At 71.9% G+C, this 24,083-nt stretch carries 16 protein-coding genes and 1 pseudogene; 11 read left to right on the top strand and 6 right to left on the bottom strand.

The genetic code is table 11. The features are described 5' to 3' along the window. Positions 1-10 precede the first annotated feature (10 nt). Complete coding sequence (gene htpG / locus ACIPSC_RS31245; RefSeq protein ID WP_400830594.1) at positions 11-1,927, top strand: molecular chaperone HtpG; 1,917 nt, start codon at positions 11-13, stop codon at positions 1,925-1,927. A gap of 168 nt (positions 1,928-2,095) precedes the next feature. Here the strand turns inward: htpG and ACIPSC_RS31240 are convergent, their stop codons facing one another. Then, on the bottom strand, positions 2,096-4,936 hold the full coding sequence (locus ACIPSC_RS31240) for an ATP-binding protein (RefSeq protein WP_400830590.1): 2,841 nt from the start codon (positions 4,934-4,936) through the stop codon (positions 2,096-2,098). Between the two features lie 273 nt (positions 4,937-5,209). Here ACIPSC_RS31240 and ACIPSC_RS31235 point away from each other — a divergent pair, with 273 nt between their 5' ends. Together ACIPSC_RS31235 and ACIPSC_RS31230 are read left to right on the top strand one after the other, a co-directional pair. After that, a complete protein-coding gene (locus ACIPSC_RS31235; protein WP_400830585.1) occupies positions 5,210-5,698 on the top strand; it encodes a pyridoxamine 5'-phosphate oxidase family protein in 489 nt (162 codons plus the stop codon). A 78-nt stretch (positions 5,699-5,776) separates the two neighbouring features. Next, positions 5,777-6,256, top strand: a complete 480-nt coding sequence (locus tag ACIPSC_RS31230; RefSeq protein ID WP_400830581.1) for an iron chaperone — start codon at positions 5,777-5,779, stop codon at positions 6,254-6,256. A gap of 210 nt (positions 6,257-6,466) precedes the next feature. On the opposite strand, the gene ACIPSC_RS31225 is transcribed toward ACIPSC_RS31230, so the two are convergent. After that, positions 6,467-9,274, bottom strand: a complete 2,808-nt coding sequence (locus ACIPSC_RS31225) for a M4 family metallopeptidase (protein WP_400830579.1) — start codon at positions 9,272-9,274, stop codon at positions 6,467-6,469. Between the two features lie 610 nt (positions 9,275-9,884). On the opposite strand from ACIPSC_RS31225, the gene ACIPSC_RS31220 reads away from it, so the two are divergent. Beyond that, positions 9,885-10,181, top strand: a complete 297-nt coding sequence (locus ACIPSC_RS31220) for a hypothetical protein (protein ID WP_400830577.1) — start codon at positions 9,885-9,887, stop codon at positions 10,179-10,181. A gap of 244 nt (positions 10,182-10,425) precedes the next feature. On the opposite strand, the gene ACIPSC_RS31215 is transcribed toward ACIPSC_RS31220, so the two are convergent. Next, complete coding sequence (locus ACIPSC_RS31215; protein ID WP_400830575.1) at positions 10,426-11,403, bottom strand: LuxR C-terminal-related transcriptional regulator; 978 nt, start codon at positions 11,401-11,403, stop codon at positions 10,426-10,428. Between the two features lie 383 nt (positions 11,404-11,786). Between ACIPSC_RS31215 and ACIPSC_RS31210 the strand changes: the two genes are divergently transcribed. From ACIPSC_RS31210 to ACIPSC_RS31185, 6 genes are all read left to right on the top strand, one after another. Further along, complete coding sequence (locus tag ACIPSC_RS31210) at positions 11,787-11,954, top strand: hypothetical protein (RefSeq protein WP_400830573.1); 168 nt, start codon at positions 11,787-11,789, stop codon at positions 11,952-11,954. A 7-nt stretch (positions 11,955-11,961) separates the two neighbouring features. Beyond that, positions 11,962-12,270 carry a hypothetical protein gene (locus tag ACIPSC_RS31205; RefSeq protein ID WP_400830571.1) on the top strand — a complete coding sequence of 103 codons (309 nt, stop codon included), beginning with the start codon at positions 11,962-11,964 and terminating at the stop codon, positions 12,268-12,270. 157 nt (positions 12,271-12,427) lie between these two features. Beyond that, positions 12,428-13,771, top strand: a complete 1,344-nt coding sequence (locus tag ACIPSC_RS31200) for a CHAP domain-containing protein (RefSeq protein ID WP_400830567.1) — start codon at positions 12,428-12,430, stop codon at positions 13,769-13,771. Between the two features lie 460 nt (positions 13,772-14,231). Beyond that, complete coding sequence (locus ACIPSC_RS31195) at positions 14,232-15,782, top strand: hypothetical protein (RefSeq protein ID WP_400830564.1); 1,551 nt, start codon at positions 14,232-14,234, stop codon at positions 15,780-15,782. A 363-nt stretch (positions 15,783-16,145) separates the two neighbouring features. Further along, entirely contained in the window at positions 16,146-18,827 is a 2,682-nt protein-coding gene (locus ACIPSC_RS31190; RefSeq protein ID WP_400830562.1) for a fibronectin type III domain-containing protein, read from the top strand. A gap of 241 nt (positions 18,828-19,068) precedes the next feature. Then, positions 19,069-19,563, top strand: coding sequence for a hypothetical protein (locus tag ACIPSC_RS31185; protein WP_400830559.1), 495 nt, complete (start codon positions 19,069-19,071; stop codon positions 19,561-19,563). A gap of 703 nt (positions 19,564-20,266) precedes the next feature. On the opposite strand, the gene ACIPSC_RS31180 is transcribed toward ACIPSC_RS31185, so the two are convergent. Together ACIPSC_RS31180 and ACIPSC_RS31175 are read right to left on the bottom strand one after the other, a co-directional pair. After that, complete coding sequence (locus ACIPSC_RS31180) at positions 20,267-20,551, bottom strand: hypothetical protein (RefSeq protein ID WP_400830556.1); 285 nt, start codon at positions 20,549-20,551, stop codon at positions 20,267-20,269. Positions 20,552-21,017: 466 nt separating this feature from the next. Further along, on the bottom strand, positions 21,018-22,286 hold the full coding sequence (locus tag ACIPSC_RS31175) for an IS110 family transposase (RefSeq protein WP_400830553.1): 1,269 nt from the start codon (positions 22,284-22,286) through the stop codon (positions 21,018-21,020). Between the two features lie 88 nt (positions 22,287-22,374). Here ACIPSC_RS31175 and ACIPSC_RS31170 point away from each other — a divergent pair. Then, positions 22,375-23,300 (top strand): annotated as a pseudogene (locus tag ACIPSC_RS31170) (IS5 family transposase). 136 nt (positions 23,301-23,436) lie between these two features. Here the strand turns inward: ACIPSC_RS31170 and ACIPSC_RS31165 are convergent. After that, the coding region (locus tag ACIPSC_RS31165; RefSeq protein ID WP_400830550.1) for a transposase at positions 23,437-24,083 on the bottom strand (647 nt) is incomplete at its 5' end.

Below are 24,083 nucleotides of genomic sequence, written 5' to 3'. Positions count from 1 at the left end.
GGACCCCAGAGTGGCCAGTAGTGTCGAGACGCTGGAATTCCAGGCCGAGACCCGCCAGTTGCTCCGGCTGGTGATCCACTCGATCTACTCGAACAAGGACATCTTCCTGCGCGAGCTGATCTCGAACGCCTCCGATGCACTGGACAAGCTGCGGCTCGAATCGCTGGCCGACTCCACCGTCCAGGCCGACGCCTCCGACCTGCACATCGTCCTGGAGGTCGACAAGGACGCCCGCACGCTGACCGTCCGTGACAACGGAATCGGCATGAGCCGGGACGACCTCGTGGACCTGATCGGCACCATCGCCAAGTCCGGCACCGCCGGCCTCCTGGAGAAGATCAAGGAGTCCCGGGACGCCGCCACGGCGCAGAGCCTGATCGGACAGTTCGGCGTCGGCTTCTACTCCGCGTTCATGGTCGCCGACAAGGTGACCCTGCGCACCCGGCGGGCGGGCACCGACTCCGGCACCCAGTGGGAGTCCGACGGCGAGGGCACCTACGAGATCCAGGCCGTCGACGGCCTGCCGGTGGGCACCTCGGTCACCCTGCACCTCAAGCCCGCCGACGGTGAGGACGGCCTGGCCGACTACCTGGCCGAGTGGAAGATCCGCCAGATCGTCAAGCAGTACTCGGACTTCATCCGCTGGCCGATCCGGATGGCCGCCGAGCGCACCGACGCCGACGGGAACACGACGCCCACGGTCGACACGCTCAACTCGATGAAGGCGCTGTGGGCCCGCCCGCGCGCCGAGGTGACCGAGACCGAGTACAACGAGTTCTACCAGCAGATCAGCCACGACTGGCTCGCCCCCGCCGAAACCATCCACATGCGCGCCGAGGGCACCTTCGAGTACGAGGCGCTGCTGTTCATCCCCTCGCAGGCGCCGTTCGACCTCTTCTCCCGCGAGACCAAGCGCGGCGTGCAGCTGTACGTCAAGCGGGTGTTCATCATGGACGACTGCGAAGCGCTGATGCCGAACTACCTGCGCTTCGTCAAGGGCGTGGTGGACGCCCACGACCTGTCGCTGAACATCTCCCGCGAGATCCTGCAGCACGACCGCCAGATCCGCGCGGTGCGCCGGCGCCTGGTCAAGAAGGTCCTCGGCGCGATCAAGGACATGCAGTCCAAGGACTCCGAGCGTTACGGCAAGCTGTGGGACCAGTTCGGCCGGGTGCTGAAGGAAGGCCTGGTCGAGGACACCGACAACGCGCAGGCACTGCTGGAGCTGGTGTCGGCCTCCTCCACCCACGACGCGGAGAAGCCCACCACCCTGCGCGGGTACGTCGAGCGGATGAAGGACGGCCAGGACGCGATCTACTACCTGACCGGCGAGACCCGCGCGACGGTGGAGAACTCCCCCCACATGGAGGCCTTCACCGCCAAGGGCTACGAGGTCCTGATCCTCACCGACCCCATCGACGAGATCTGGGCCGACCAGATCCCCGACTTCGGCGGGCACCGGCTGCAGTCCATCGCCAAGGGCCAGGTCGACCTCGACGAGCCGGCCGACGGCGACCAGGAGGCCGACCCCGAGAAGACGCAGCGCGAGGCCGACTTCGCCACCCTGCTGCCGTGGCTGACCACGGCCCTGTCCGAACAGGTGAAGCAGGTCCGCCTCTCCTCGCGGCTGACCACCTCCGCCGCCTGCATCGTCGGTGACGCCCACGACATCTCCCCGACCCTGGAGAAGATGTACCGGGCGACGGGGCAGCAGATGCCACCGGTCAAGCGGACCCTGGAGCTCAACCCCGGCCACCCGCTGATCACCGCCCTGCGGACGGCCCACGCGGCGAACCCCGACAACCCCGCCCTCACGGAGATCGCCGAGCTGGTCTACGGCGGCGCGCTGCTCGCCGAAGGCGGCGACCTGCCCGACCCGGCCCGGTTCGCCCGCCTGCTCACCACCCACCTGGTGCACACCCTGTAGCACCGCCGGGGTGCGGCCTGCCTCGCGGCGGGCCGCACCCCGTTCGGGGGTGCTGGGCAGATCGGACGTCGGACGGGGGCACGCGGTGCAGGCCGGACGTCGAACGGTTGCCGCCGTTCCGCGCCGGCCACCGTCGCTCCGGCGCTGTGACCTGCCCGCTCGCCCGACCTACCTGCTCGCGCCGACCTGCCCGACCGGCCCGACCTGACCAACGGGCCCGACCGCGAGCCCGAGGTCGGTGAGCGCGGCCCGGCCGGCGGTGGCGTGGCCGCCCCCGGCGAGGAGCAGGGTGCGGGCCGCCTGATAGGGGCAGTCGGCCGCGTCGAAGGCCGCCGCGACGGCCGGCAGACGCTCCGGCTCGCCGTCCAACAGGGCCTCCGCGCGGTCCAGTTGGGCCATGGCCACCGGATTCCCGGTGACCGTGGACCGGGCGGCGGCGATCCGGGTGCGGGCCTCCGGGTGCCCGGCGAGCACCGCCGCCTCCGCCCGGAGTGCCACGTACCAGTGGAGCCAGACCCAGCAGACCCACTTCCACACCTCCTCCGGCGGAGGTGCGAGCCGCTCCAGCGCCGTGTGGGCATCCCCTCGGTGCAGCAGCACCACGGCGTCGAAGACCGCACCGTGACCCCAGTGGTGGTCCTCCCGGCTGCCTGCCCGGTCGGTGACGGCGCGCCAGGCCTCCCGGGCGTCCTCGTCGCCGCGCAGCCCGTGGACCATGGCGACCGCGGCGGCGGCCGGGCCGAGGGAGAACGAGCGCTGACGCCCGCCTCGCTCCCACGCGTCCAGGAAGCGCGCGCCGCCGTCGAGCACTTCGTCCACCCGGCCGGCGAGCGCGTCCACGACCAGCAGCCAGGACCGGGCGTGGTCGCCCACGCCGAGGAGCAGCGGGTGGTCGGCGAGCTTCCGGCCCCACCGGCGGGCCTCCGCCGGGCGGCCGGCGCCGAGGGCGGTGCCGGCGGCCATGGCCAGCGCGTCGACCAGTTCGTGCGTGGTGGCCGGGGTGGGCGGTACCGGTGCCAGCACGTCGATCCGGCGTCGGGCCGCGGCCGCGGCGGCGAAGGAGTCACCGGCCCAGCTCTGCGCCCCGGAGAGGCCGTCGAGGGCGGCCGACTCGGCGACCGGGTCGCCCGCGCGCCGGGCGAGTTCGACGGCGTGCTCCGCGCTGGCGACCGTCTCCTGCGGGGTGTTCTCCGGGGCCCCCTGGACTGCGCCGAACGCGTCCGCGATCACCGCCGCCTCGGCCAGCGCGACCGCTGCGAGGCCCTGCGGCGAACCGTCGGAGAGCGTGCGGGCCTCCGCCAGCAGGGCGGTCACCTCGTCGACCGCGGGCACGGTCGCGAAGGTGCTGGAGAAGCGGTAAGCGACCGTGGCGGCGGTCGCGAGGTCGCGGCCTGCACCGGCGGCGTCGCCGGCCCGCTGGGCGGCCGCCGCGGCGGCGCGGTGCAGACGGTACTGGTCGTCCCCGAGCCGGCGGCACCCCGCCACGGCGGCGGCCTGACGCAGCGCCACGGCGGCGGAGGAGTCCTCCGGGGCGAGCCGGGCGGCCTGCTCGAAGCGCTGCTGGGCCTCGCCGAGCAGGTTGCGCGCGAAGGCCGCGCCCGCCAGCGACAGGGCGAGCCGGTGGGCCTCGCCGCAGTGCTCGGGCCGGTCGCAGGCCCAGTCGAGGGCGGCCCGGAGGTCATCGGCCACGGCGTCGAACCGGTCCCGCCACTCCGGGCCGTCGCCACCCGCGAGTCCGGCCGCTCCGGCGAGGCACCAGGTCAGGTGGCGGGCGCCGACGGCGTTCCGCTCACCCTCGTCGCCGAGCCGCTCCGCCCCGTACTGGCGGATGGTCTCCAGCGCCCGGTACCGGGTGCCGGTCGCGGACGGGACCACGGTGAGCAGACTCTGCTCGGCGAGCCGGCCGAGCCCGTCGGCCACCGCGTCCGGCTCCAGCGGGTCGAACCCGGCCACCTCGGCGGCGGCCGCGGCGGTGAAGGGCAGGACGAACACCGATGCCCGGCGCAGCAGCACGCGGTCCTCGGGCGCCAGCAGGTCGTGGCTCCAGTCCAGCACCGCACGGACCGACCGGTGCCGCTCGTCGGCACGAGGGCCGCCGGCGAGGAACCGCAGCGGGTCGCCGAGGCCGGCCAGGAGTCCGTCCAGTCCGAGCGTGGGCCACCGGGCCGCCGCCAGCTCGATCGCCAGTGCCATGCCGTCGAGCCGTTCGCAGATGGCGACGATCCCTTCGGGGTCGGCCGGACCGGGCGGGAGTCCCACGGCCGCCGCACGGTCCATGAAGAGGGCCACCGCGTCGGAGTCCCCGCCGCCGGTGCGGGAGAGCGGCAGCAGCGGGTGGACCCGCTCGAACGGCACCAGCAGCCGGGACCGGCTCGTCACCAGCACGTGCAGCCGCGGACAGGTCGCCAGCAGCCGCTCCAGGAAGGGCGCCACGCCGTCCCGGACCTGCTCGCAGTTGTCCAGCACCAGGAGCGCCTGACGATCCGCCAACGCTTCCGGCACCGCCCGGTCGATGTCGCGACCCGGCTGCTCGCCCACGCCCACGGCCGCCGCCACCGCGGCCCCCACCCGGCCCGGATCGGTGACCGGGACCAGGTCGACGAACCACACCCCGTCGGCGAAGGCGCCGGCGACGTCCGCCGCCACCGCCAGCGCGAGGCGGGTCTTGCCCACCCCGCCCGGCCCGACCAGGGTCACCTGCCGGTGCGCCGTCACCGCACCGGCCAGGTCGGCGCGCTCCCGTGCGCGCCCGACGAACGCCGTCAGGGGCGCCGGCAGCGCCCGCGCCGGCCCGGCCGGCCGGGCTTCCCGGGCCGGAGCGGGGTGGGCCGCGTGCCGGGAGAGCGCCCGTCGGTCCGGCAGCTCCAACTTGCGGAGCAGCGAGGAGACGTGGGACTCGACGGTGCGGACCGAGATGACCAACTGGGCGGCGATCTCCGCGTTGCTGAGGTGGTCGCCCAGCAGCGCGAGCACCTCGGCCTCCCGGGCCGATATCACTGGTGTGGACACCTGATCATTATCCGCGGTGAGGGCGCGGCCGGGGCGCGGTGGGTGCGCCGCGGGGGCGCGCGGTGGGTGGCAGCGGGCTGCGTGGGTCCGCGGGCAGTACTACGCGGTGCGCTCCGTGGCGGGTCCGTGGTGCGTTCCGTGGTCAGCACGGATGTGGTCCGTACCCCGGTCGGGAGAAGCTGTGACCACAGCGAACGGGACCGGACGCGAGCAGCAGACCGGCCGACCCGACCGACCCACCCGCCCCTCCCGACCGACCTCCCAGGAGCCAGCATGACGGCCACGTCCACCCCCGGCAGCGAGTCGGTGACGACCTCGGCACCGCGTTCCCGCGCCCTGCGCCGCCGCGACACCGAGCGCCGGCTCGCCGGGGACGTCGACGTCTGGGTGGCCACCGCCTCGGCGGAGGGCATGCCGTACCTGGTGCCGCTCTCCTTCGACTGGGACGGCGCAGCGCTGCTGGTCGCCACCCCCGCCGACAGCCCGACCGGCCGGAACCTGGCCGCCTCGCGGACCGTTCGGCTGGCCCTTGGTGCCACCCGCGACGTCACCATGATCGACGGTGACGTCGCGGTCCTCGACCTCGCCGCGCTGCCGCCGGAGCAGGGCGACCGTTTCGTCACCCGCACGGGCTTCGACCCGCGCACCCTGGCCACGCCGTACCGCTGGTTCCGCATCACGCCCCGCCGCATCCAGGCCTGGCGCGAGGCCGACGAACTGACCGGCCGCGACCTGATGCGCGACGGCCACTGGGTCGTCTGAGCCGCCCCTTCCCCACCTTCCGCCCGGACCCGAACACCCGAATACCCGACCGCCTTACCGCAGATGAGGAGAACCACCATGAGCAGCACCCGGACGACCCCCGAGAGCACCACCGCCGGCAAGGCGACGTACGACGGCTTCACCGAGGAGGAGCGCGCGGCGATGAAGCAGCGCTCCCAGGAGCTCAAGGCGTCGGCGCGGCGCGGATCGCGCGCCGAGAAGGCCGCCGCCGACGCGGCCGCCGTCCTGGAGAAGATCGCCGAGATGGAGCCGTCCGACCGGGCCCTGGCCGAGCGGATCCACGCGATCGTGCAGTCCACCGCTCCCGACCTCGAACCGAAGCTCTGGTACGGCATGCCGTCCTACGCCCGCGACGGCAAGGTGGTCTGCTTCTTCCAGGACGCCCGGAAGTTCAAGTCCCGCTACGCCACACTGGGTTTCAGCGACCAGGCCCACCTCGACGAGGGCACCCTCTGGCCGACCTCCTACGCCCTGACCGAGCTGACCGCCGCCGCCGAGACCCGCATCGCCGACCTCGTGCGCCGCGCGGCGGGCTGAGACGAGCCGACGAGCCGCCCACACCCGGGCCGCCACCGAGAAGCCACCCGAGTGTCGTGCCCTTCGCCCCAGGTCCGCGGACGTGACGCCCACCGAAACACCCGCCCGGCCGCTGCAGGAGTGCGGCGGCCGGGCGGGTGTTTCGGTGGGCGGACGGGGCCCGGGTGCTCGGGGTCAAGCACTCGGATCCCAGGGACAGCTGTCTCCCGGTCAGCAGGTCCCGGCCGCGCGCTCGCGCACGACCAGATCGGTGCGGCCCGCCGTGGCGTCCAGCCAGACCACCCGGGCGCCCCGGTCGGCCGCCGGGGCGTACTGGCCGCCCCGGTTGCAGGAGACCCGCTCGGGGGTACCGCCGGTGAGCGGCAGCTGCCAGAGCTTCGGCAGGTCCGCGTTCTTCGTGCTGCCGGTCACCCGGCCGCCGGTGACACCGAAGGTGACCATCCGGTCGGAGGCGGTGAGGGTGGTGATCCGGCGCGGCTCGGCGGTGCCGCCGGGCAGGAGGTCGGTCACGCCGGAACCGTCCAGGGCGCCGGAGCGGATCGCGCTGCTCTTCGCCCGGTCACCGGGCGTCTCCACCCAGAGCAGCCGGCCTCCGGCGAGGCGGGTGCTCCCGACCGTGGTCCCGGGGTCGGCGGCCGCCGCGTCGCCCACCACGTACTGGGCGACGACCTTGCCGGCGGCGATCGAGTAGACCGTCGGAGCGCTCACCCTCCGCTCACCGACCTGCCAGCTCTCCGTCCAGGCGAGCAGGCCGTCCTTGAGCGAGAGGTCCGAGGCGACGTGGCCGTCGGGCAGCGGGATCCGCACCGCCGGAGCGCCGTTGCGGGACAGCACGGGCCCCGACTGCCCGGTGCCGCCGCCGTTCGCCACGAAGGCCACGTCGCCCCCGGAGATCCGCACATCGCCGACGAACTGGTTCACCGCGCGGTGGATGCTGCGCACCGGGCCTCCGTCCAGCGGTCGCGCCAACACCTCCATGCCCCACGTGCCGTCGGCACCCACGCCCATGGCCACCCACGCGGCGGACGTGCCGTCGGTGGCGGGCCAGCCGTGCGAACGGCCGTCCTCCGGACTGATCCGGCCGGGCTCGGCGGTGCCGCTGACGGCTCCCGCGTACACGGCCATGCTGCCCGCGGCCCCCTTCCCCGCGGTGGCCGCCACCCAGCGACCGGCGGCGACATCGGGCGCGACGCCCTCGGTGGAGAGCTCGCGCAGCAGCGGGCGGCTGTCCACCCCGATCCGTCGCTGCCAGCCGTCCTTGATCCCGTGCGCGTCGAACGCACCGGCCACGGTCCGGAGTTGGGCGCGGCTGAGACCGAGCGTGCGACCGGCGGCGAGCACCGCGTTGCGGGCGTCGACGAAGTCGTCCAGCGGGGTGAGGTACTCGGCGAGCGCGCGGTAGACCAGGCGGTCGGCGAGGAGCGGGTCGAGGGTCCGCCGAATGTCCCACAACGCCCCGGAGAAGATGGTGGAGTTGAGGTGCACCCCGCCGTTGTCGACACCGGCCGGTGCACCGACGTAGTCGGCGACGGTGGTGCGGCGGTCGTCCATCCGGCGGTCGGCGCAGGCCTCCGGGGTGCCGGTGCGGCAGAGGCTCTCGCCGAGCAGCGCGGCCTTCGGGTCGGTCATCGGGATGCCTCGGCCGGTCACCTCGATCGCGTTGCCGAAGTAGTCCGCGACGGCCTCGTCGAGCGCGCCGGACTGGCCGAGGTTGACAAACCCCGCCGTGTGCTTGACGACGCCGTGGGTCATCTCGTGTCCGGCGACGTCACGCGCGACGGAGAACGGGTGGCGCTTCTCGCTGCCACCGCTGTAGATCATCTTCTCGCCGTCCCAGTAGGCGTTCTCCAACGGCTCGCCGAAGCTGGTGACGTTGACGACGGAGGTGATCGGTCCGGCCTTGCCGTCGATGCCGTCCCGGCCCAGGCGGTCGCGGTAGAAGTCGTACACGGCGGCGGCATTGAGGTGGGCGTCGGTGGCTCCGCTGGTGCCGGTGGAGGCCGGGAAGTCGGGGCTCACCGAGGCGGCCGGGCGGGCGTCGGCGGGGATGCTGCGGTTGAAGTCCATGACGTCCCGGCCGGCCGCGTCGTAGGTGGTGATGGCGGCGGGGCGTGTGAGGTCGACGAGCTGGTAGGTGCCGTCCGGGAGGCGGCCGATGTTCACCTGGGCGGGGCGGCCGAAGGCGTCCGGGGCGGTGCCCGCGGCGGGTTCGACGCCGGCGGCGGGGGCGGCGGAGGCCTTGGCGGCCGGGGCGGTGGCAGCCTTGGCCGTGGGGGCGCCCACCGGGTACGGGGCGCGCACCTCGTAGCTGAGGAGCACCTCTCCGACCGTGGCGTCCACGAACACCTCGCGCGCCTTGGTCCCCCGGACCGCCGGGTCCGCACCGCGCACGGTGAAGTGGCGCGCGAGCCGCCCGGTGCCGCCGGGCAGCACCACCAGGCCGTGGTCCTCGGCGGCGGCACCCTCGCGCGTCGCCGTGTCCTGGATCGCGCCGATCGCGAGTCGGTGCAGCACCTCGTCCGGCACGGTCTGCGCGGTCGGGGCGGTGAGGCCGGTGAAGAACTTGCCGCCGACCGACTCGACCCGCTGCCCGGCGCCCTCGCCCACCAGGTGGACCAGGTACCTGGCCCCGAAGACCGGTAGGCCGCCGTGCCGCTGCTCAAACCTGACGGTGCGCCGACCGTCCGCGGCACGCTCGGTCCCGGCCTCCGCGAGCTGCGCGGGGTCGACCCGGTACCGGTCCTGATGGGCGGCCAGGTGGGCACGGGCGGCGTCCGCCGGGTCGTCGCCGGGGGCCGCATCGGCCAGGCCGGTGACCAATTGCGGCGCGGCGGTCTCCGACCCGGCGACCAGCCCGGGCAGCGGGTCGGCGTCGGCGGACGGCCCCTCGACCGGTCCGGCGGCGGGCTGTGCGACGGGGCCGGCGAACGCCGGCGGCACGCCGACGCCGAGGCCGAGCACGGCCGCGATCGCGACACCGAGCAGCTTGGGTCCGGGCGTACGGGAACGGTGATGCACTGCTGTCCTCCCACGGAAAACGGACGGTCCTGCGGATGCCGGACCACGCGTGAAACGGCGGGCGCCCACCCCACGGCTCGTCCGTCCCTCCGGAGCCGGCGGCCCGCCATGCGGATCAACATAGGCCATCTCTCTGCATATGTCGATGGACTGTATATGCAGGGGACCGGCTGACACCCTGTCGGTCGATGCATGCCTCCCTCGGCAGCCTGGCGCGAGGGCCCCGAGACCGATCCCGACAGTCCGGCGAAGCACTTGCACAGTTCGCCGGTCGCGACGACGGCCACCCCTGCGAAGGACCCGTCCAGGCTCGTCGTCCTCCCGGGGCAAGAGCCATCGAGATGCCGCGGCCGGCGATGAGCGGAGGATCGTGGAGCGGTTTGACCTGGAACATGGCAAGCAGAAAAGTTCCGGCCCCCGCCTCTCCGCGCCAGTACTGTGCTGCCGATGGATCGTCCCGACCGACGCAGGGAGCTGAGTCGTGCTCACCACAACGCACCCGCCGTAGGTGCCTCTGGAAAGCCCAGAGGCCTTACGGAGGCTCTCGATGTCCCGAACTGTCCGCACGACTCCCAGGCGGCTCCGCGCCCAAGGGGACGCGTCGGAGTCCATGTACCTGTATGACCTGCGCTACACGAACGCTGAACTGGCCCAAGCCGCCCGCGAAGGCCGTCGCCCTGCCCCGACGAAGACGCTTCGCCGGATCACCTCTTGGCAGTGGATGGTGCTCTACTGCAGGAAGGGATCGTTCTCCACCGAGATCGCTACAGCCGAGCGCCGCGCCCGGCTCCAGGGTCGACTCGACGCCCAGCGGATCCGCGGACTGCACCACGCCGGCCACAGTCTTGACGACGCAGACATACCGCCGGTCCGCCACCGTCATGGTGTGCTCTGGCTCGCCTGGTAGAGGCCAGAGCAGCCTGGACCGACCGACTCTTGTGAGCGCAGGAGGCATGTACCGGTGACGGCCCTCCGCCCGGCGGGGGCGGAGGGCCGTCACCATTGGGGTGCTGACCGACGAGCGGCTACAACCGTGCGGGCTTCGAGCCTCGCGGAACCGATCGTGCCCGCCGACCACGCCCGCCCCGGTGAATCGATCAGTTGAAGCCCAGACCTCCTCCGGCGGACCGACCAGAGCCGGGCAGTGGGCGTCAGAGCCAGCCCTTGTGGGCGGCCTTGATGCCGGCCTCGAAGCGGCTGCTGGCACCGAGGCGTTCCATGATCGAGGCCATCAGGCGGTTGACGGTGCGGGACGAGACGCCGAGGCGCTGGCTGGCGGTGTCGTCGGTGAGGCCGGAGCCGAGGAGGCGCAGCAGTTCGCGTTCGATGTCGGTGAGGCCGGTTCCGGTGTTCTCGGCGCGGACCGCACCGAGCGGGACGGCGGTGGCCCAGGCCTGGTCGAACAGTTCGCACAACGCTCCCATCAGGCCCGGCTCGGTGACGTGCAGCGCACCTTTGCGGGTGTCCGCGGGGTCGATCGGGACGAGGGCCTGGGCGCGGTCGACGATGACCAGGCGCTGTGGGATGACCGGGGCGGTACGGATCTCGCCGCCGTGGTCGAGCACCCAGTTGGCGTGGGCGACGGTGTGCGGGACGTTGCGGACGGCGTCCTGGTAGAGGCTCTTGATTGCGATACCGCGGGCCAGGGCTTCGGCGTTGGTGGCCCGGGCGGCGTCCAGGTCCTCGGGCCGGTGGCCGGTGCCGGGGTGGACGCCGAGGCATTCGGACCGTGCCTGGCGGCCCAGTTCCTCCAGTCGGGCCTGGATGGCGTCCATGCCCAACAGGCGTTCGCCGTGGGCGGCCCGGGTCTCGGCGCGGTCGGCCACCAGTCGGGTCACGGAGGCCCGGGAGGCGGCGAGCTGGGCCTGGCGGGCCGCCAGCTCGGCCTCCTGACGGGCCAGCAGGTCCGCGAGGCCGACCTCGGGACTGACCGCACGCATCTGCCCGGGGTGCTCACTGGAGGCGCGGACCAGGAGCAGGGCGGCGAGTTCGTCCAGGCAGTCGTGCACCTGGCCGGGGGTGAGCTCCAGGTGGGCGGCGAGAGCGGCGATCCCGTCACCCGGCCGGTCGAGCATGGCCTGGTAGACGGCCGCGGCGGCGCCGGACAGCCCCAGTGTTTCGAGCATCATGGTGTTGCCCCCCGTGAAGACGCAGTGCGCTTCGGCATCGACGGCACATGATGGCAGCCCGTTCAATCCCTCTTCAAGATGCGGTACTCCGTTACCGGACAAGGTAATTGGGCGTCGTGTCCGCAAGGCTGGAGGTGGGGCTGATGCGCCGTTCTGCGCCGGGACGAACCGGGCCGGAACGGACCGCCCCGGCTCCGGCTTCCTGTCGGGATCCCGCCTGGCGCCTTGGCGACAACCCGGAGCCCTACCGGCGCCACCACCGGGCCGCGAAGCTTGGGACATCGCCACCGGGGAGCGCCCGGACCGGCGAACGGACCGAGCGCCACCGCGGAGCGCCGAACCGGCCCAGGCACCGTCCCACCGTCCCGTAAAGGACAACGACCATGAACCGTCTGCCCGTTGCCGTCGCCACCGCGGTCGCCGCCCTCGCCGCCGTCGCCGTCACCCTGCTGCCCACGGCCGCCACCACCCTCGCCGACCCGGCCCCCGCCACCCCGGCCACCGCGACATCCCCCGCGCCGGTGGACCCCAACGAGTTCCAGTGGGGCTGATCCGCCGGTGGACCTCGTCTACACCAGCCTGCACCACCGCCCCGGCGCCGCCCGGGCCCCGGCGACCGAGGCCGCCGAGGCCCTCGACATCCTGTGGGCCCACACCACCCCCGAGGACGGCCTGGAACACGCCGGCGCCCGCACCGAACCCGGCCGCCTCGACCTGCTCCTCTTCCTCCTCCCGCCCGGGGGCCCCGGTTCCCCTGACGCCACCGGCCGCGCCGCGGCCCTGGTCGCCCGCAGCTACCGCAACTCCCCGGTACTGAAACTGCGCTACCTCCCGCCGGCACCCGCGCCGAGCGTCCCCGGCCGCTGACACCTCGCGCCGCCGGCCCCGCCGACCGCTGTTCCTGCAGGGCAGCCGTCCGCTCCCGCCGACCGCCGTTCCCGTAGGACGGCCGTCCGCCCCCGTCATCCGCACACACCGACGTTCGCCGTGCACCCGAACACACACCCATACCTGAGGAACAGCCATGCCCCGGATCACCCGCCGCACCGCCGCCACCGCGCTCAGCGCCCTCCTACTCGCAGCCACCGCCGCCGGACCGGTCTTCGCCGCCACCACCCAGGGCAACTCGGCCGCCACCATCGCCGCAGCCAATCTCGGGAAGGGGCCGTGCAGCACCAACAACGCCGGCGGCACCGGTTTCCTCGGCAGTTGCAGCGGCGAGGAGTGGTGCGCCGACTTCGCGAAATGGACCTGGAACCAGGCCGGCGTCACCGACACCGGCGTCATCACCGCCGCCGCCTACACCTTCGCCAAGTACGGCACCGCGCACGGCACCTTCCACTGGGTCAGCGACAGCAGCTACACCCCCCAGCCCGGCGACGCCGTGATCTGGGCCGGCAACGGTCGCAGCCTGCCCAGTGACCCGAACAACCTCGGCTTCGACGACGTCGAGCACGTCAACCTGGTCCAGAGCGCGAGCTCCCGGACGAACATCACCACCATCGGCGGCAACGAGGGCAACAGCGTCCAGCAGAAGACCGGCGTCAACCCGACCGTCAACCAGGACTGGGGGCAGAAGGTCATCGGCTACATCAGCCCCGTCGGCTCCCCGGTCACCCCCCCGGCCGCGATGCCGCGGAGCAGTTCCTCGGGCCTGACGGCGCGGCCCGACGGCGGATACACCACGGCCTGGAAGGGCACTGACGGGAAGCTGTGGATCGGCACCGGCAGCGGGACGTCGATGGCCCAGCCGGCCGCGCCCTGGCTCCTCGGCGTCGCCCAGGGCTCGAAGCCGTCCATCGCCACGCTGAGCGACGGCAGCTGGGTCACCGCGTGGGCCGGCGAGGACGGGAAGCTGTGGATCGGCACCGGGATCGGCACGAACATGGCCAGGCCCGCCGAGCCGTGGCTGCTCGGCGTCTACCCGGGCACCAGCCCGTCGATCACGGCCCTGTCGACCGGCGGCTGGGAGGTCGCCTGGAAGGGCGGCGACGGGCGACTGTGGATCGCGACGGGCAGCGGCACGAACATGGCGCAGCCCGCCGAACCGTGGCTGCTCGGCGTGGCCGACACGACCAGTCCCTCGATCGCGGCCCTGCCCAACGGCGGTTACGAGGTCGCCTGGAAGGGCAGCGACGGGCGGCTCTGGCTGGCGACGGGCAGCGGCACAAACATGGCGCAGCCGGCCTCGCCGTGGCTGCTCGGCGTCGACACCGCCGGCAGTTCCTCCAGCCCGTCGCTCGCGACGCTGCCCAACGGCGGCTACGAGGTCGCCTGGAAGGGCGGCGACGGGCGGCTCTGGATCGCGACGGGCAGCGGCACGAACATGGCGCAGCCCGCCGAACCGTGGCTGCTCGGCGTGGCGTAATCACCTCACACAGAATCAGACAGCGTCCTGCGGCTCCCGAGAGGGGAGCCGCAGGACGCTGCTCTGCCCACACCACGGACTCTGTAGCTCAATTCGGACGGGAGCAGGACGGGCAGGTCGGGCGCGCTGATGACACCAGCGCGCCCGACCGCCACCTGCGCGGACCTTCGGCCATCAACGCCAGCTTGGCGAGGCACCTGAACCGGATATCACGGAACCCGCGAGATCAAACGCCCTCTCGCTGTCAGTAGATGGGTCAGACCCGCCGGCAGTGTCACCACGAACATCATCACTGTCAGTAGCGAGAGCGTCAGTTGCCCAACGGCGAGAACACCCTGTGGACTGCGAGAACGATGTCGCCGCCGAGTTTCAGCAACACTCAGTTGCTTGACTTGGCACGGACTACGTGGCTGCCAGGTAGTAGTCCGGTCCGGGCGCACCGAGGTGGCAGGATGACGCGGTGTCCGACTCTCTGCATGAACCGTGGCTGCGTGGCATCGCCTTCAATCCGGCGGCACCCTCCGACGTACTGATACGCCTGCTGGATCGAGCGGCCGGTGAGGCCGGCCCGCTGATGTGCGAGGGTCGTGACCTGCCCGACGCCGTCATCGACGCGGCCCTGCGCCATCCGGACAGCGTCATCCGCCGCGCGCTCGCCCGCAGCCGGCACGTCGACCCGGCGCGGCTCACCCCCTTGGCAACGGACCCGTCGGGGATCGTCCGCGGGTGGCTCGCCAGCGGCCCCCGCCACTACCCCCGGTGGGTCCGACCGCTTCCGGACGACATCCTCGTGACCCTCCTGACCGCCCAGGACGGGGGCGAGGACGGCAGGCTCACCGCGAACGACATCATCGGAGAGCTCGACTCGTCCCGGCAGATTCCGCCGTCCTTCCACCGCTCCCTGGCCGGCCGCGAGCACCCCGAACTCCGGATACGGGCCACCTGGAGGTGGCAGTCGCTCACCCCTGCGCAGCGCGAAGCCCTGCTCAACGACCCCGACCCCGCCGTACGGGAAGCCGCGCAGGACCACAGTTGGGTGCTGGACCCGGGACAGGTGGAGTCCAGACTGCCCTCCATCGGCTCGCTCAACAAGGGAGTCGTGTTCGGCAGTTACGCCCTGTCCCCCGCGCTCGTTGAGCAGTGCTTCGCGGACGGCACGGTGCGCCCCCTGACCTGGAACCGCCACACCCCGGCCGACGCCCTGGCCCGGCTCGCCCGCCACCCCGAGGCGAAGGTCCGCGCGTTGGTCGCCGCCCGGCCCGACCTGGGACCCGACCTGGTCGCGGAGCTGCGGGAGGATCCGGACGAGTCCGTGCGCAGGCGCGCACGCCTCCATCCCATCCCCCGCACCTGGGCCGAGTACTGGGCGATCGAGGCGGTCATCGGGCAGCTCATCGGGCACGGTCCGGACTGCATCTGCCCGATCACCGAGCCGGCTCCCGAGCCATCCTCCGACTGGTTCGCCGCCTGCGCGGTGTCCGAGGAACCGGAGCTCCGCCGGGTTGCGGCGAACTGGCCGCTTCTGCCCGCCGCGCTCGTCGAGACACTCGCGCAGGACGACGACGAGGAAGTACGGATCCGGCTGGCCTGCCACCACCCCCTGGCTCCGCCCCACCTCCTCCTGGACGTCTTCGTCACCCGCCCGGCCCACCGTCCGCATCTGCTGACCCTGCCCGCGTTCCCCCGCACCGGCCTCACCCACCTCATCCGCCACCCGGACCCCGAGGTACGCGCCCTGGCCGCAGCCGATCCCACCCTGCCCGAACCCCCGGTGGACGACCCCGACTCGGCGGTGTGCCGGGCAGCCGCCGCCAACCCGGGCCTGACACCTCAAGCCCTGGAGACCCTCCTCGCCGACCCCCGCACCGCAGAGGGCGCCGCCACCAACCCGTCCCTCCCCGTCCCCCGCATGCACGCACTCCTCGACCACTGCCTGGACAGCCGCGGTGCCGCCACCCGGGCCACGTCGGGGCCGATGTCAGTGGCCCGCGTTACGCTCGCCGGACCCTGAGGAAACCCGGAGGACCGCCCCTCGACTTCGCCTACAGGCGGCGGTCCTCCGGCTCCGGAACGCTGTACCCGGACCAGGCGATCTACTGATGGGCGGGCGACGTGGTCGTGAGGTTCGGCGCGCCCGCATCGCCTGCAACGTGTCCGGTTCCGGGTACACGAACGGTCGCCGGGTGGTGGACTGAGGCGACAGCGACATCACCAAGGGCTTCGGCAGTTGCACCGAGCGGGCCCGGGCGCACCCGTGCGAGCACGGGCGCGTGCAATCCCGAAGGGAGCACAGAACGAGATGCGTTTACGGGGACGAATGTCAGGAACGATCCGCAGGCGACGCGGAGGAAGGAGGCCCACGCCGGGCGGTTGCGTGCTGACGTTGCTGGTCTCCCTGGCGCTGGTGGTCGGCGCGGCCGCCGAGCCCGCCGCGGCGCAGGGCTCCGCGGCCGAGCCCTCCCCCCTGTGCGGCACCCACGCCACGTCCTTCGCCACCGACGGCAACGACGGATCGCCCGTGACGGTGCGCCTGGGCTGTGCGAAGGACGCGGGCGGCCTGCGCCCGCTCGCCGTGAACGACAACGACCTGGTCATGGTCTTCGACTTCCCCGTCGCCGAGCGCCGCCAGCAGGTGCGCGACCTCACCAAGGCGTTGGTGGACGAGACCCGTGCCGACCAGGCCGCGGGCATGACCCTGGGCGCCTCGTTCACCAAGCGCGCCCGGCAGCACAGCGTCGGGATCTATCCACCGCAGGAGGGCAGCGCCGACTTCCGGGGCACGTTGCACGCCGTCGACGACAGCCTCGTGGTGGTCGCCCCGATGGACGTCATCGGCTTCGAGGAGACCTGGTGGCAGAAGTTCATCGCCAGCGGTGTCGGGGTGGCCATCAGCCTCGCGGTCGGGGCCGGATGCCTGGTCACCTTCGGCCCCGGCGCGCCGGCCGCCGCTCCGGTGTGCGGTGCGTTCGCCGGCGGCATCGGTTCCCTCGCCACCGAGGTGCTGAACGCCCACTTCGACGGCAAGTCGATCGGCGACGCGAACGTCTGGGCGGATGCCGTGGCCGCCTCGATCTGGCCGGCAGTGGCCGGCGCCTTCGGCGGGGCGCTGCTGAACTGGGTGGCGACCCGTGGCCCTGCCGCCATTTCCGAGCTCCAGACGATCCTGCGCAACTTCGGGACGAAGCTCAAGAACCTCGGCAGTGCCCTCTCCTTCATGGCGAGTGCGTTGGGCCCCATGTCGCCGAGGCTGCTGGAGTCGTTGAAGCGGCTGCAGCGAGGTGTCGGCGGTACCTCCGTGCCCCTGCGGGTGCTGGTGGTCGGGGACTCCATGACCCAGGGCATGGAGGGCGACTGGACCTGGCGGTACCGGCTCTGGGAGTGGTTCAGGGACCAGCACGTCGCCGTCGACTTCGTCGGCCCGTACCGGGGCACCAAGCAGCCGGACGCCCCGACCGGTCCGCCCGGCCCGCCCCCGCTCCAGGGGGAGACGGTCGACAACCCCTCGGCCGCGACCCCGCCCGTCACCGGCGCCTATGCCCAGGGAGTTCCCGCGGGCTTCGACAGCGACCACTTCGCCGTGTGGGGGCGTCAGGCCGCCCAGGACAAGGAGCTGATCGGGCCGGTGGTCGCGCAGTACCAGCCCGACCTGGTCCTCTTCGGCATCGGGTTCAACGACATGGGGTGGTTGGTCAGCGACGCCCCCGGCACGCTGGACAGCGTGAAGACCATGGTCGACCGGGCCCGCGCGGCCAAGCCCGACCTCCGCTTCGCCGTGGCGAACGTCCCGATGCGGCCCCTGATCGACGGCCGCCAGGACCTGATCGTCAAGACCCGGCAGTACAACATCATGCTGGCGAACGCGATCCCGTCCTGGAGCACCTCCGTCTCCCCGGTGAAGCTCGTCGACTGGGAGGGGGCGTACAGCTGCGACACGAACACCTGCCCCGCCGGCTACGACAACCTGCACCCCAACGCCCTGGGCGAGTTCCAGATCGCGTCCGCCTACGAGCGCACCCTCCACGACGACTACGGCATCGGCCAGTTCGTGCCCGGCATTCCCGCGACGATCCCCCGGCGGCCGATCTTCCCGGTGAACAGCGTCGTGGCCGAGTCCGCCCCCAGCGGCGTGAAGGTCACCTGGTCACCGGTGTTCGGCGCGCGCGGGTACACCGTCCGGTACCGCCTCGCGGGCCTCACGGAGTGGAACCTGGCCCGGGTCTGGACCAACCGCTACGACACCACCTGGACGGAGGAGGGCTGGACCTGGGAGTACCAGGTCCGCACCGACAACGACAGTGACGGCGAGTCCGTGTGGTCCTCGACGGTCACCGCGACTGCGCACCCCCAGACCGCGCCACCGCCACCGGCCGAGAGCATCACGACCTCGGCGACCGCGACGGGCGTCGACGTGACGTGGCGAGCGCCGAGCGGTCCGTTCACGGACAGCATCGACCGGTACCAGATCATCACCTGGGACAAGGACGTTCCGGGGGCGTACATCAGCGGCACGTCGGTCAGGGCGACCACCGTGCACATCGACGGCCTGATCCCGGGCCACCACTACCTCGTCGCACTGGTGACCTGGAACCGGGCCGGCGGCGGCATGCCCGGCGTGGCCAGGTCCGTGACCGTCGGCGCGGGGAGGCCGCCCGTACCGACGGGCCTCACCGTCAAGTCCGTCGACCCCACGACCGTCCAGATGAACTGGCAGGGCTCCCCGGAGGCGGCCGGCTACCGGGTGTGGGTGCGCAACGTCACCGACCACCGCCCGACGTCACCGGACGGGTACGTCGCCGACGCCCCCGACCACCGGATCGCTTTCCTCTTCCCGGGCAACTGGAACTACGAGTACTGCGTCACCGCGTTCAACGGCGCGCTGGAGTCCGGCTCGACGCCCTGCGTCTCGGTCCCGCCCCCTCCCCCGTCGGCCGGCGCAGCCCAGGCGCCGTCCGCGCACGACGAGCCGCCGGCGGACCCGGCGGTCGAGTCCTTCCTGAAGGCCGGCCGATCCGCCGCCCCACAGAGGGACCTGGTCGCCGCCGCGCCCACCGGCTGAGGCCGGGGGCCAGGAGGCCAGCGGCCAGCGGCCAGCGGCCACTGTGCGTGCCCGCGGACACGCACGGTGGCCGCCCAGGTTGCCGTGCGGTGATTGCTGCACCGTGTCACCGGGTGGTGGCCCCGCTCGGTCCCCTGACTGTTCAGATGCGGCGCTGCCGCTTTCCCGTGTTACGTGGGGCACCGGGGCGCGTGGTGGACCCGAGCGCTTCCATCCATGCCGGGCACGGCAAGATGAGCATGTGACTGAGAACGATGCGGATCTGCTGGCGTTGATGCGCGAGCTCGATGATCCGGAGTGGCTGGAGTGGCCTAAGCACTACAACCGCGGCGACACGGCGGCGCGCTTCGGCGGTCTGGTGACCCGACTCGAAGCCGACTTCGCAGCGCGCTGCACGGCCGAGCAGGACACCCAGGACTCCAGCGAGTACGGACGCGTCGTCGTGCCGGCGAAGGCGACCGTATGCGGAACCCGGATCGTCGTCTGCGTGAGCAAGTTCGGCTCGCTGGCGTTGATCTGCGCGGAGAATCCGGGCGCCTTCCTCGGAACGGATGAGGCCCAGGCTGAGGGCGAGTTGGACGGCGCCGACCTTGCCAGAGTCAACCGGGCGTTGGTCGAGCTCGGGTACGCAGTGGTTACCGAGGAGCTGATGGAGAGCGACTACGACGGGCCGTGCAACCTGTCCTCTCGCATTCAGCGGCCCAGCTGGTCGGATCGCTTCTTCGGGATCTTCTGAGGATCACCTCCGGTCGGTGGGGCCGGTGTCCCCTCCTGGCAGCCGTCGATCAACCGGACGCTCTACGTGAACGACCTCTTCAACGCCAGTGACGGAAATGTCCCGTTCAGCATTCCTGGCGGGTACAGCGGATTCACCACCACCGGCATGGCTTCCTTGACAACAGTCCTTACGGCAGCGGAAGCTTCCCCTTCCCCAAGGCACTCCAGGCGGCCGTAAAGATCAACTTCCAGACCTGCTCCAAGACCATGGCCACCTCCGCCCACCTGTTCTCCACCGGTGGGACTTCCGGAAGCAGCGACACCACCTGCTACTTCTGAAACGGTGCGGGTGCTTCGGAGGGCGCGCGGTCTCGACTTGCCGCGAAGTTCAGGGTCTTGCTGTCGCATCTGGACGAACGGCGACGTCGGCCGGCGACAGGAGCGGTGGCCCGGGTGCTGGCGCACGGAGGCATCCGGGCCATCGCCTGAGCGGCAGGCGTGAGCACGGCGAGCGTGTCCAAAGGTGTGGCCGAGCCGGCTCCACCCAGGACATCCAGTCAGAGATCACACCTGGGCAAGAAGTCCAGCACTGGCGGCGACTTCCAGGGCGTCTCGGACAGCGCCCGGGCCCAGCCCGTCCGGGGCGCGAGCCCGCAGCCGCAAACACGACGCCTCCGGGCGGACACCCCTCGCTCATGCGGCCCGGGGGAGGCTGTAGACGCTCAGTGATGCTGCTGACGTTCGGTGCCGGTGTCGAAGAAGGCGTCGAGGTAGGCGCCCGGCTCCAGCGGGCTGTCCCGAAGCAGCGAGAAGACCTCCGCGCCCGAGTCCGGTGGGCCGCCCAGACGGTAGGACTGGGCGAAGCCCAGGTAGCCGAAGCCGTTGTCGGCCGCGTACGTCTCCGCCTCCGCCTCCGCGAGGGCAATCGCTTCGTCGGCCGATGAAGCCGGCCAGAGTGTGATCCGCTCCTCGTAGGACCTCCCGTCCCGGGTCTTCCACTCGAACACACACCGGACCCCGTACCAACCCACCTCATTGTTCCCTTCACGCCGCGCCGCCTGCGTATCCTCATTCAGCGTATGCCGCTCCAACCACGTGGCCTGCTCAGTTGAAGGAGTGCGCAGGACTGGGATGGTGCGGGTGCCGACGTCCGGGTCGGCCGGCTCGCGCGGCGACGCGTCCGGACCCGTCGTGCTCGGGCAAGGCATGAGGTCGGCATTCCCGGCGACCGCACCGCCGCAGTCGAACGCTGCGCGCGCTGGGCGGCACGGACGTGCTGATGGTCCTGGACGACTGCGGCCTGCTTGATTCTGCCGGGTCATATGAGAGCCGCGGCTTCGGTTGAACGGGAGCCGGGCCAGGCCGTTCGTGGTGGCGGTGTACTCGTTCATGGCGGGTGTTCTTCGGTGGGCTCGGGAGCCACTGATTCCCAATGAGGTTGTCAAGTGGCGGTGGTGACACGCTGTGGCTTGATCACGATGCTGCGGTGCTTGCACGGACAGCAGCTGTCTCGAAGGGCCTGTGGTCGCGCAGGAGGGCCCAGAGCACGTTCAGGCGACGCCTGGCGAGGGCCAGGACTGCCTGCTTGTGGGACTTTCCCTCCGCGCGTTTGCGCTGGTAGTACCGCTTCGATTCGGGACAGTACACAGTGGCGACCTGGGCGGAGAGATAGAACATCCGCAGCAGTCGCCTGTTGTAGCGCCGGGGCCTGCGGAGGTTGCCGCTGACTTTGCCCGAGTCGCGGGGAACTGGGGCCAAGCCGGCGACGCCGGCGAGCCGGTCGGAGCTGCCGAACAAGGACATGTCTCCGCCGGTGGCGGCGATGAACTCCGCGCCCAGCGTCATGCCGATGCCGGGCATGCTGGTGATCACCTCAGAGTCGGGGTGCTCCTGGAAGCGGTCCTCGATCTGGGCTTCGAGTTCCGCGATCTCCTGGTCGAGGGCCATCACCGACGCAGCCAGCGTGCGGACCATGCTCGCGCAGGTCCTTTCCCCGGGAACGACAGTGACCTGGGCCTCCCCGGCGGTCACCGCGGTCTCGGCGGTGCTCTTGGCAGCGGTGCTGGTGCGCACGCCGTGGTTCTTCAGCCAGGTCGCGAGCCGCGACCGGCCGATTCGCCGCAGGGCCGCGGGGGTCTGGTAGCCGGTCAGCAGGATCAGCGCGCTCATGGAGGTGCTCAGATCGAAGGCGCGCTCCAGGGCGGGGAAGTACTCCAGCAACTGGGCACGGAGGCGGTTGATCGCACGGGTGCGGTCGGCCGCGAGGTCGATCCGGCGAGCGGTCAGGATCCGCAGGTCCACCGCGATCTCACCGAGCTCCTGCAGGGGCTGCAGGTCACGGCGCATGCGGGCGGTATCGGCGATGACGAACGCGACCTTTTCGTCCGTCTTCCCGCTGCCTCGATAGGCCGCTGAAGCGTGGTTCACGGTCCGGCCGGGAATGTAGAGCAACCTCTGGCCGTGGCCGACCAGCAGCGCGATCCACAAGGAGGCCCCGCCGGCGTTCAGGTCGACGGCCCAGGTGACCGGATCGCCGTCGGCTATCCCCAGTACGTCGCCGAGGAGTTCGAGCAGTTCAGCCTCACTGTTCGGCACACGCCGTGAGAGCAGTGTCGCCCCGCTGGCGTCGATGACCGTGCAGTGGTGCTCGGCCTTCCCTGCGTCCGTCCCGGCCCACAATTCGGGCACACGATCCTCCTCCGACGTGGTGTTGTGTCCCAGCAGACGACCTCGCCGACGCATCCATACGAGCGATTCAGTTCGCTTATCCCAATTAGGAGTTGTCCGGCCGATCATGTGACTATCACCGGCCTTGGTCGTTGGTCCGGGTATGGGGCGGGGCGATCTGACGGACGCCGAGTGGGAACGGCTGCGGCCGTTCCTGCCGGTCAGCAACAGGCGTTGGGCCGGTGGCGGGACCACCGGCAGGTGATTGACGGGATCCTGCACCGGGTGCGGACCGGTGTGCACTGGCGTGACCTGCCGGAGCGGTTCGGGCCGTGGAAGACGGTCTACGAACGCCACCGGCTGTGGTCGGCCGACGGGACCTGGGAGCGGCTGCTCCAGCGGGTCCAGGCGGAAGCGGATGCGGCCGACGACATCGACTGGGGCATCTCGGTCGACTCGACGATCGTGCGGGCCCACCAGCACGCGGCTGGCGCTTGTACCGATCCGCCGACGGCCCTTGCCTCAAAGGGGGCTGGGCCAGGAGAACACCAGGACGAGACGCCGTGGCAGAGCCTCGCCGCCCGCCTGGCGGAGGTGGTGGAGGAGGCGAGGGCCTGGGTCGCTCGCGCGGCGGGTTCACCACCAAGGTCCACCTGAGTGCGGACGGCCGCTGCCGCCCCCCTGATCGTCACACCGGGCCAGCGGGCGGACTGCACGCAGTTCGTTTCGGTGCTGGAGAAGATCCGCGTTCCGCGGACCGGACCCGGACGCCCCCGCAGGACGCCCGACAGCCTCGCTGCCGACAAGGCCTACAGCAACGGGCCGTGCCGCGACTACCTGCGCAGACGCGGCATCCGACACACGATCCCGGAGAAGACCGACAGCCAGGCCGCCTGCCTGCGCAAAGGATCACGCGGAGGGCGGCCACCGGGCTTCGACGAGGAGCGGTACAAGAAGCGCAACACCGTCGAACGGGCCATCAACAAGCTCAAGCACGCCAGAGCGGTCGCAACCCGCTACGACAAGCGCGGCTATGTCTACCTCGGCACCGTCACCGCAGCGGCCCTCGTCATCTGGCTCCGCACATGATCGACCGGACAGCTCCTAGTAGTGCTTTGTTAGGTGGTGTCGTAGGTCTGCCATGGGGCGGGTTGTCGGCAGGTGGGGCAGGTGCCGGTCCAGGTGGCGATGAGGTGTTGGAGGAGGTCCAGGGCCTGGTAGAAGGTCAGGCCCTGGCCAGGGCTTTTGGGAGGGAGCGCTGTTCGGTGAGGAACAGGTGGGCGGCGCTGACGATGGTGATGTGGCGGTGCCAGCCGATGAAGGAGCGGCCTTCGAAGTGGTCCAGGCCCAGGCGGGTCTTCAGCTCGCGGTAGTCGTGTTCGATCCGCCAGCGTGACTTGGCCAGCCGGACCAGGTCCTTGGCGGGGATGTCGGCGGGCAGGTTCGAGATCCAGTACTTGACCGGTTCCGTCTCGCTCTCGGGCCACTGGGCGATCAGCCAGGTGAGCGGGATCGTGCCGTCGTCGGCCGGTTTGGGACGTCGCCCGGCCAGGCGGATCCTCAGCATGACGAAGTGCGAGCTCATCGCCGCTTTGGAGCCCTTGCGCCAGGTCACGCTCCGCCCGGAGCGGCGTCCGGCGGCCAGCACGTGCTCGCGCAGGGAGACCGGTCGGGTGCGGTAGCGCGGCAGCGGCCGCGGTCCCAGGCCGCCGTAGGCCGGCTGGTGCGGTTCCGTGTCCTCACGGTGGGCGGTCATCTCGCCCTTCGCCTGCAGCATGTAGGCCAAGTGGCGGTCCTCCAGGCCGTGGCGGAAGTCGGCGTTCGCGCCGTAGGCGGTGTCCGCGACCAGCACGGCGGGCCGCAGCCCGGTGC

This window comes from Kitasatospora sp. NPDC090091 (genome assembly GCF_044747365.1).
In the GTDB taxonomy this organism is placed as follows: Bacteria; Actinomycetota; Actinomycetes; order Streptomycetales; family Streptomycetaceae; genus Kitasatospora.
Note: the sequence above shows the minus strand (reverse complement) of the source record. Positions and strands in the feature narration are given on the sequence as shown.